This is a genomic window from Streptomyces sp. NPDC055025, assembly GCF_053608565.1.
The window spans coordinates 41518-49614 of sequence record NZ_JBSGVS010000066.1 but is presented as its reverse complement, the minus strand read 5'-3'; the positions used below and the strand labels follow the sequence as shown (position 1 = coordinate 49614).

Genomic DNA, 8097 nt, shown 5'->3' with positions numbered 1-8097 from the left:
CGGCGCGGGCCCCGGACACCTACAGCAGTGGTACCCGCCGGACGGCGGGTGATCTCCGCCGTCCGGCGCCGCCGTGCGCCGCGGACCGGAGGCAGGATGGCGGGATCGGCCACAGAGACGTGGCCGCGACCCAGGGAGAGCAGATGACCGCCGCCCCGTTCTCGGACACTCCGCCCGCAGCGGCCCCGTCCACGACGACCTCCGCGCGGGCCCTGTCCGCCGACGCGCCGCCCGCCACCGCTCGGGACGGGCGGGTCGGACCGCCGCCGCCCTTCGATCCGGAGCTCGCGGCGGCACTCGATGTCATCCACGAGCAGTTCGGCGGCCCGCTGAACCTCGACGACATCCGCGCCGTCAGGGCGGGCCAGGCCCAGGCCCGGCTGTCCGACGCGGATCTGCGCCGGGACGGGGCCTTCGAGGTCGAGGAGCGTACGGTGCCGGGGCCGCCCGGCGAGCCGGACATCTCCCTGCTCGTCTGCCGGCCGGCCGGAGCCGCCACCGCGCTGCCCGCCCTCTACCACATCCATGGCGGCGGGATGGTCCTCGGGGACAACCGGACCGGCCTCGACACGGCGCTCGACTGGGCCCAGGAGCTGGATCTGGTCGTCGTGTCGGTGGAGTACCGGCTCGCCCCCGAGCATCCGCACCCGGCTCCGGTGGAGGACTCGTACGCCGGACTGGTGTGGACCGCGGAGCACGCCTCGGAGCTCGGGATCGACCCCGGCCGGATCGTGGTCGGGGGCGGCAGCGCCGGCGGCGGTCTCGCCGCGGGCGTCGCCCTGCTGGCGCGCGACCGGGGCGGCCCCGCGCTGATCGGGCAGCTCCTGATGTGCCCGATGCTCGACGACCGCAACGACACCTTCTCCAGCCTTCAGATGGCCGGCCTCGGGGTGTGGGACAGCGCGGCGAACCACGCGGGGTGGACCGCGCTCCTCGGTGAGCGGCGCGGCGGCCCCGATGTCCCGCCGTACGCCGCTCCGGCGCGGGCCGCGGATCTGTCCGGCCTGCCGCCCGCGTTCATCGATGTCGGCTCCGCGGAGACGTTCCGGGACGAGGACGTCGCCTACGCCACCCGGCTGTGGCAGGCGGGCGGTACGGCCGAGCTGCATGTGTGGCCGGGCGGCTTCCACGGTTTCGAGATGATGGCGCCGCAGGCCGCGCTCTCCCAGGACGCCAGGAACGCGCCCCTCGTGTGGCTGCGCAGGCTGCTCACCCGCTGACCGGCGGGAACGAACGCTTGGCACCGGGCCGTCCCGAGCAGCAGGATGAAGTGGTGAAGGACCTGGTGGGCAGGCTCGCCGCGCTCGACCCCGACGCGGGTGCGGCGCTGCGTGTGATCGTGTACTTCGACCGGCTGGTCGAGGGCCGGGCGGGTCTGGAGTCGCTGGTGCGGGGTGCGGCGGTGCTGTCGGGCTGCCCGGCCCGGCTGGTGGACGGCGCGCGCGGGGTGCGTATCCGTGTCGACGCCGACGGGGTACGTCACGACGACGGCGGCCCGGCCGATCCCGGCTGGATGTCGGCCGCGCTGGTGCCGGACGGTCCCCCGGCGCTGTGGCTGGAGCGGGCCGGACCGCCCAACGGCGTCGACGCGATGGTGCTGGAGCGGGCGTCCGGCGCCGCGCGCGACGTACTCGACCGGACCAGGGGCCGGGCGCCGGCGGGAAGTCCGGCCGCCGACCCGGCCTCGCTGGAGGTACTGCTCGACGCCTCGGCCCCGGAGCACGCCCGCCGGCGGGCGGCCGTCCGCCTCGGTCTGCGGGACGCGGCGCTCGCCCGCGCGGTGGCGCCGGCGGACGGTGTGACCGTGGTCGAGGCGGTGCCGACCTCGGGTACGCGGACGCCGTACACCGGCGGCCGGCGCGCCGGGATCGGCCCGGCCGTGCCCGTACTGGATCTGCCGGCCTCCGCGACCGCCGCGCGGACCGCCCTGCGGTTCACCGCGGAGGGCGGCGAGCGGGATCCCGGACCGAGGACCGTGTACGCGGACGAACTGGGCGGCCTCGCCCTGCTGGCGGATTCCGTCGGCCCCGGCACGGAGCCGATCCCCGATGTACGGGCGCTGGACCGCGCCGTCGCGGCGGCCCCCTGGGCCGCGTCGACGCTCCACGCGATCGCCTTCGCCCCGAGTCTGCGGGCCGCGGCGGCGGAGCTGACCCTGCACCACTCGACGCTCCAGGACCGGCTGGCACAGGCGGAGCACTGGCTCGGCTGGCCTGTGCACGAGCCGCACGGACGGCTCCGCCTCCAGCTCGCCCTCGCCGCGTGGCGGCTCCACCGCAATCAGCGTCTGTGAGCGCGGGGCGGGCGGGAGTGGTTAGGCTGGCCGGCGATGTTCTCCCCCCAGGGCCCGACCCTTCGCGAACTCGCCGTACAGGCGCTCTCGTCCGTCGAGCACGGCTACGACCTGCTGGCTCCCAAGTTCGACCGGACACCGTTCCGTACCCCTGATCAGGTGCTGGACGCGGTCGTACGTACCGTCCGCCCGCTCGGACCGTTCCGTAAGGGACTCGACATCTGCTGCGGTACCGGCGCGGGAATGGGGGTGCTGCGGCGGCTCTGCGACGAGAGGATCGTCGGGGTCGACTTCAGCGCGGGCATGCTCGCCGCCGCCAGATCCGCGGTGCCGGATCCGGTCGGGGCACCGGCCGTGGAGTGGGTACGGGCCGACGCGCGCGCCCTGCCCCTCGCGCCCGTCTTCGATCTGGCCATGAGCTTCGGGGCGTTCGGTCATTTCCTGCCGGCCGAGCGGCCGGCGCTGTTCGCGCAGGCGCGCGCCGCTCTGCGGCCGGGTGGCCTGTTCGTGTTTCCCGTGCCCGCGCCGCCCCGGGTCGGCTCCGGGCCCTACTGGGCACTGTGGGGTTTCGACACGGTGATGCGGCTGCGGAATCTGTTCTGGCACCCGTCGTTCGTCATGTACTACCGCACGTTCCGGCTGCCGGACGTACTGGACGAACTGGCCGGTACGGGGTTCACCACCACCCTGCTGCCCCTGTCCGATCTCGGCCGCCGGCCCGACGGCAGCCCCCGCTGCGCCCTGGTGGTCGCGCGCAGGACATGAGCCGCGCGGGACAAGGCGGGCTGGAAGGGCGGCGGGCTGAAAAAGCACGGACCGGTCACCCGGCGGCCGGCCGGCGTCAGTCGTCCAGCGGGCGCCCCGGACCGCGCGGCCCGGGGCGCTCGTCGAGCACCTCGGGGAACTCCTGGTCATGGGGGCGGGGCGGCTGCGGGCCATGGGCGGTCATGATGACGGTCTGCTCGACCCGTACGACACGGTAGACGTCCTCACCGATGATCACCTGGTCCTCGCCCCGTGCGACGGCCTCGGCGGCCCGTGCGAAGCGCGGGCCCAGCTCCCCCCCGTCCGCGGCCCGCACCAGCAGGACGTCGCGGAGATCCAGCCGCGCCTCCTCCTCGGCCGCGACGGCGGGAAAGAGCTGCCGCCAGCCCCGGTCCTCATGGAGCATCGCGGCATACCCCGTGTAGTGCGCGACGGGGACCGGATCCACATCGGGACCGTCCACCGGGAAGGCGCGTCTCAGCGCCTCCTCGCGCGCTCCCGACTCCAGCAGCCGCCGGGCCGCCGCTTCGTCGAATAAGCCGTCCGCCGTCTCGTCCGAGTTAGCGCTCATACGAGCAGAGTGCCGTATGACGGCGGTCCGCGAGGCACGGATACAAGGATCATCCGGTGTAAATCCGGCCATCTTTCCGTCATATGAATTCGCCACCCTCCTATGCCATACCCGCAGGCGGGGCGCGGTTGAACGGGTGTGCTGGAGGCATATGAGGCACAGGGGCGGTCGAACAAGCGCGGGGAGCGATACGCGATGGACGACGACGAGCGGCACCAGGAACAGGACCGGCGCAAGCACCGGCGGGCGGACGCGCGGAGGGGCCGCGGGGGGCGAGTGACCGTCAGGCTCACGGGTGTCCCCGAGACCTCGCTCTGGACTCTGTACCAGCGCGCGTGCGACGCGCGAGATCCGTCCACCGCTTTCCGGGACCCCAGAGCGGTCGAACTCGTCGACGCCGTCGACTACCCCTTCGCCGAGACCTTCGGCCCGCCCGGCCCGTTCCTGGCGCAGAGCCAGTCCCTGCGCGTCCGTACCTTCGACAGCGTCGTACGGCACTTCCTCGGCGAGCGTCCCGACGGGACGGTCGTCGCGCTGGGCGAGGGTCTGGAGACCCGGTTCTGGCGGGTGGACAACGGCCGGATGCGCTGGCTCACGGTGGATCTGCCCGAGACCGTGGCCGTCCGGCTGCGACTGCTGCCCGACGGCGAGCGGCGCCGTACGTTCGCGTGCTCCGCCCTGGATCCGGCGTGGCCCGACCAGGTCGACACCGCGCACGGGGTGCTCGTGACCGCCCAGGGCCTGCTGATGTATCTGCGGCCGCCCGAGGTACGGGAGGTGATCGCCACCTGCGCCGAGCACTTCCCCGGCGGGGCGCTCGTCTTCGACGCGGTACCGAGATGGTTCAGTGCCCGCACGACGCACGGCGGGATGAGAACCCCCCAGGGCCTCACCGTCCCGCCGATGCCCTGGGGGATGGACGCCGGCGAACTGCGCAAGGTCTACGGCGCGCATCCGCACATCACGGCGGTACGCGAGATACCGCCGCCGCGCGGCCGGGGCGTGTACTACGGCGCCGTACAGCCGGTCCTGCGGCGTCTGCCCGTCGTACGGAACCTCCGCCCGACCATGACCGTCCTGACGCGCTTCGCGACCCGATGAACCCGGGGCCCCGCTCCTGCGGACCGGCTACGCCGGCTCGCCCAGGGCCGGCACCGCCGTCCCCGCCACCTTCTCCACCAGCGCGATCCCCGCTTCCTTGCTGACACTGCCACGGGACAGCACCGCGAGCAGATAGGCGTGTCCGTCGACCGTAATCCGCCCGATGCTGTTGATGTCCCACAGACCGGTCGCGGTCCGCGGCAGCCAGCCGTTCTTGAGCCCGGTGGCCGGTCCCGCGGCGGACACGCCCCAGTCCTGGTCCGCCGCTATCCCGGCCATCAGCTCCCGCACATAGGCGCGCGAGGCCGCGCTCAGATCGGACGCGGAGTCGTCGTCGAACACGGCGGACAGCAGGACGAGCTGGTCCGAGGCGGTCGTCTGGGTCAGCCCCCACAGCCCGTCGCCTCCCGCCGTCGTCGAGGTCAGCCCCAGCCGGCGGTTCGCCGCGTCCAGACCCGGCGCGCCGCCGATGGCGCTCCACAGCGCGTCCGCCGAGGCGTTGTCGCTGACGCGGATCATCGAGTTCGCGTAGGCCCTCTCCTCCGCCGTGAGCCGGCGGCCCTCGTCCTGCGCCCGCAGCAGCAGTGCCACCAGGATGTCGACCTTGACGATGCTCGCCGTGTCGTAGGCCGTCCCGGCCTGCACGCCGTACGACGCCGTGCGGCCGTCCTCGGGGTCGAGCACCGCCACCGAGAGGGAGACCGAGGTGGACTTCACGACCGGTGCGAGCCGCGCGGCCAGTGTCTCGTCCGGATCCACCGTGGGCTCGGGCTCGGGCTCGGGCCGGGTCCCGGACTCCCGGCCGATCTCACCGGACCGCAGCGCGCCCATCGTCCGCGGTGACGGCAGGGGGACGGCCGCCGGGCGCGGCCGGGGGGACGCCGTGAGCGCCTCGGACCGCGGTACGGCGGGCACGTCGCCCGCGGCGGTCATGAGGAAGCTCCCCGTCGCCACCCATCCGACGACGAGGAGGGTGGCCACGGGGTGCTGCGGAGCGATGCGGTGCCGGGACATGGCGTGAGGGTAGAAACAAAAACTGGGTTGTGGCTGTGCTCCAGGTAAAAGGTCGGTGACGAACCTCCCGCCGGGTGCCGCCACCTGGCCCCGGCAGGTCGGATCGGGGCGGACCGGATCGGTCGGGTCCGGCGGAGCCGGGACGCGCTCAGCGACCGCCGGGGAAGTATCTCTCGATGAGGTCGTTGCGGAAGACTCCCCGCGGGTCGAGCTTCGCGGTCAGCGCCTCGAAGTCGGTGTACCGCTCGTACAGCTCCCTGACCCGCTCCGGGCCCATGGTGAAGACCTTCCCCCAGTGCGGTCTGGCGTCGAAGGGAGCCAGCGCCTCCTCGATGGCGTCCAGCACCGGTGTCAGGGCGCTCCGGTCGGGATGCCAGGTGAAGTGGAAGGCCACCGAGTCACGTCCGTACGCCGGGCTCAGCCACAGGTCGTCGCCCGCGACGGTCCTGATCTCACCGATCTGGAGGAGCGGCGCGATCCGGTCGGCGATCGCCGTCAGCGCGTCGAAGGCGGCCGGGCCGTCCTCCCGTGCGACGAAGTACTCGCTCTGCAACTCGTCCCCGTTGCTCGGGGTGAATTCGGGCCGGAAGTGCGGCAGCCGTTCGTGCCACGGCCCGGGGACGCCCGCCTGGACGGTGCAGGTGCCGGGATCCATCCCGGGCACCGGGTGGCGGGGACCGTCCGCGAGCACCGCGCCCAGCCAGGTGTCCGGCGCGGGTCCGGGACCGGCGTCGCCGGCCCGCTGCTTCAGCCAGACCTGGTCCACCCGGTCGGTCCGCCAGCTCGTGAAGAGGCTCACGCTGTACGCGGCCGACAGGACCTCGTCGAACCGCTCACGCAGCCGCCCGTACGGGAGTCCTTCGTACACCCACTGCCGGAAGTCGTGTCCCGGCACCAGGTCGAGGGTCATCCGGGTGACCACACCGGCCGCGCCCAGCGCGACCACCGCACCCGCGAAGTCCTCGTCGCCCCGGGCGAGGGTGAGCAGCTCGCCGTCGGCCGTGACGAGTTCCAGCGCGCGGACCGCGGACGCCAGATTCCCGTTGCCGGTCCCCGAGCCGTGCGTCCCGGTCGCGCAGGCTCCGGCGACGGAGATGTGCGGGAGCGAGCCGAGATTGTGCAGCGCCAGACCGGCCTGGTGCACGGCGCCGGTGAACTCCGCGAACCGCAGGCCCGCGCCGACGGTGACCGTGGCGGCCGTCGCGTCGACCTCCACGCTCCTGGGCAGTCCGGCCACCGAGATCAGATCACCGCGGGTGTCCGCGATCGAGTTGAACGAGTGTCCGCTGCCCAGTACGCGCGCCGAGGCGCTTCCCGCGACGATCTCCCGCAGCCGTTCCATGGACGGCGGGGTGTGCACGCGTGCCGCGCCGAAGGTGATGTTCCCCGCCCAGTTCCGCACCACCGGAGGTATGGGGGTGTCACCGGGGACGGCGGGGTGTCCGGACACATGGGGCACTGGGATTCTCCTTCTGCGTTCTCGTACCGGCGGAACGTCGCTCTGGTGCCGCCGGAACGTTCTCGTGCTGCCAGAACCTTCTGCGAGGACTCTGACATGCGCGTGGTGCGGGCGGGCGCGCGGTACGTCCACGACTAGGGTGGCTCGTCCAGGCGTGGACCCGGCCGGCTCCGGCCTGAAGAGAAGGTGTCCCTGTGCCCGAAGAGTTTCCCGTGGCGCGGCGGTGGGCCGTGGGAGCGCTGCTGAGTATGACCTTCGCGAGCGGTCTGGTGGACGCCGTGAGCTATCTGCGGCTGGGGAATGTCTTCGTCGTCAACATGACGGGCAATGTGGTCTTCCTCGGGCTCTCCGTCTCCAAGGCGTACCACCTGTCGATGGCCGGCCCGTTCGTGGCCCTGACGGCCTTCGTCCTGGGGTCGTTCGCCGGCGGTCGGCTCAACAGATACTTCGGCGGGCGGCCAGGACCCTGGCTCGCCGGCGCCTTCGCCGGACAGGCCGCCGTGCTCACGCTGACGGCCGTCCTGGTCGGCACGGGGGTGCTCCGGGCCGAGGGCTGGGCCACCCAGCTGATCGTCGCGCTGCTCGGCGGCTGCTGCGGTCTCCAGAACGCCACGGTCGGCCTTCTGGCACCCCGGGATCTCACCACGTCCGTACTCACCAGGACGCTCACCGCGCTCACCTCGCAGAGTGCGCTCGGCGCGGGCACCGGGGCACGCCCGCATCGCAGGGCGGGGTCGGTACTGGCCGTGCTGGCGGGCGCGGCCGTCGGGGGGCTGCTGCTCCAGGTGACCTTGGCAGGAGTCATCGGGCTGGCGGCCGTGGTGGTCGCGGGCGCAGCGGGGGTCTTCGTACTGGCGCCCCGGCCGCGCCCGGCCACCCCGCCGGACTGATCCG

At 73.3% G+C, this 8097-nt stretch carries 8 protein-coding genes; 5 read left to right on the top strand and 3 right to left on the bottom strand.

Going from position 1 to position 8097, the window contains the following annotated elements:
• Nucleotides 1-143 precede the first annotated feature (143 nt).
• Genes ACWGDX_RS31920 through ACWGDX_RS31910 form a run of 3 tightly spaced genes read left to right on the top strand, consistent with a single transcriptional unit; the run spans nt 144 to nt 3058 of the window.
• Nucleotides 144-1220 (top strand): alpha/beta hydrolase, encoded by a 1077-nt coding sequence (locus ACWGDX_RS31920; protein ID WP_453631218.1) that lies wholly within the window; start codon nt 144-146, stop codon nt 1218-1220.
• A gap of 53 nt (nt 1221-1273) precedes the next feature.
• A complete protein-coding gene (locus ACWGDX_RS31915) occupies nt 1274-2293 on the top strand; it encodes a helix-turn-helix domain-containing protein (protein WP_453631228.1) in 1020 nt (339 codons plus the stop codon).
• 36 nt (nt 2294-2329) lie between these two features.
• On the top strand, nt 2330-3058 hold the full coding sequence (locus tag ACWGDX_RS31910) for a class I SAM-dependent methyltransferase (protein WP_453631216.1): 729 nt from the start codon (nt 2330-2332) through the stop codon (nt 3056-3058).
• Between the two features lie 76 nt (nt 3059-3134).
• On the opposite strand, the gene ACWGDX_RS31905 is transcribed toward ACWGDX_RS31910, so the two are convergent.
• The gene (locus ACWGDX_RS31905) at nt 3135-3629 is read right to left on the bottom strand and encodes a DUF5954 family protein (RefSeq protein WP_453631214.1); all 495 of its coding nucleotides are present in this window, start codon (nt 3627-3629) and stop codon (nt 3135-3137) included.
• Between the two features lie 138 nt (nt 3630-3767).
• On the opposite strand from ACWGDX_RS31905, the gene ACWGDX_RS31900 reads away from it, so the two are divergent.
• Nucleotides 3768-4730, top strand: a complete 963-nt coding sequence (locus tag ACWGDX_RS31900; protein WP_453631212.1) for a class I SAM-dependent methyltransferase — start codon at nt 3768-3770, stop codon at nt 4728-4730.
• Between the two features lie 27 nt (nt 4731-4757).
• Here the strand turns inward: ACWGDX_RS31900 and ACWGDX_RS31895 are convergent, their stop codons facing one another.
• Nucleotides 4758-5744 carry a serine hydrolase gene (locus ACWGDX_RS31895; protein ID WP_453631210.1) on the bottom strand — a complete coding sequence of 329 codons (987 nt, stop codon included), beginning with the start codon at nt 5742-5744 and terminating at the stop codon, nt 4758-4760.
• 148 nt (nt 5745-5892) lie between these two features.
• A complete protein-coding gene (locus ACWGDX_RS31890) occupies nt 5893-7194 on the bottom strand; it encodes a D-arabinono-1,4-lactone oxidase (RefSeq protein WP_453631226.1) in 1302 nt (433 codons plus the stop codon).
• A gap of 203 nt (nt 7195-7397) precedes the next feature.
• Between ACWGDX_RS31890 and ACWGDX_RS31885 the strand changes: the two genes are divergently transcribed.
• Complete coding sequence (locus tag ACWGDX_RS31885; RefSeq protein WP_453631208.1) at nt 7398-8093, top strand: YoaK family protein; 696 nt, start codon at nt 7398-7400, stop codon at nt 8091-8093.
• Nucleotides 8094-8097 lie beyond the last annotated feature (4 nt).